The sequence below is a fragment of the Limisphaera ngatamarikiensis genome (assembly GCF_011044775.1).
In the GTDB taxonomy this organism is placed as follows: Bacteria; Verrucomicrobiota; Verrucomicrobiia; order Limisphaerales; family Limisphaeraceae; genus Limisphaera; species Limisphaera ngatamarikiensis.
In genome coordinates this window covers 1-1,121 of sequence record NZ_JAAKYA010000040.1, presented here as the reverse complement: position 1 = coordinate 1,121, position 1,121 = coordinate 1, and the positions used below count along the sequence as shown (strand labels likewise).

Annotated in this window: 1 protein-coding gene; it reads left to right on the top strand. The window is 58.1% G+C overall.

What is annotated here, in order from left to right; translation table 11 throughout:
• Positions 1-1,117 (top strand): RHS repeat-associated core domain-containing protein (locus tag G4L39_RS05865; protein ID WP_165106657.1); only part of this gene is annotated, 1,117 nt, incomplete at its 5' end.
• Positions 1,118-1,121 lie beyond the last annotated feature (4 nt).

The following is a 1,121-nucleotide window of genomic DNA, read 5'->3' as shown; positions in this document are numbered from 1 at the left end:
GGATCGGCGTCGGGTGGACTGGACGTACGATGCGTTGGGGCGTCGGGTACGGCAGGTGCGGTACGTATGGACCAACAGCACGTGGCAGGTGGTGGAGGATCTGAAGCTGGTGAGTGATCCCGTGATGTTCGGTCGTCACATTGCGGAGCTGAACGGGACGAACGGTGCGGTGGAGCGGTCGTACGTGTGGGGATTGGATCTCGCGGAAAGCCTGGACGGTGCGGGTGGTGTGGGCGGTTTGTTGTGGGTGCGGTTGAGCGGTGGGCCTGCTGCGGGTGTGCACTTTGTGACGTATGACGGCAACGGGAACGTCTGGACCCTGGTCTCGGCGAGCACCGGTACCGAGACTGCGCGGTACGAGTATGGACCGTTTGGGGAGCCATTGCGGATGACGGGTCCTGTGGCGGGTTCGAATCCGTTCCGGTTCAGCACGAAGCGGACGGAGGACGGAACGGGCCTGGTGCTGTACGAATACCGCGCCTACAGTCCCACAGTTGGGCGGTGGCTCTGTAGAGATCCGATAGGCGAACATGGTGGATTAAACATGTATGGCTTCGTTGGAAACGATGCTGTTGATCAGTTCGATGTTCACGGCCTTGCAGTGAGGGCAAACCCGAGGTGCAAGGACCACTGCAGGACAGATCTTGACTGCTGTCGGTGTATGGTATTCTGCGAAGGCGAAGGAGGCTGTGAGGCAGCCGTCTACCACATCATGAAGAATCGCCAGAACACCAAATGGCCCGGCGACTTCGGTGGCGAGAAAGACTTTTGCGCTCAAGCCAAATCGACTAGGTTCGATTGTGGCCCGAAGGGTAAGGTGTTGATTGATGGGAAACCTGGTGGCGGGCGGGACCGCTATGATCAGTGCTGCACAAAAACGTTGCCACAAGGACGCTCATCTGATAGTGCTGGGAAAATATGCGAGAACCCCGGCCAAGACCCGACCGGCGGTGCACAGTTCTTCTTCACAGTCGGACAAACGCCGAAATGGATGGAATATAACGTCAGTATAGGGAACTGCTCAAAGGTAACAGTACCGGGCTGCAGGTTGGACATTTACAAGTGCAAAGAACAAACCAAGCCAGTGCCCCCGGGCTGGAAACCACCCAACCGCTAGCCTG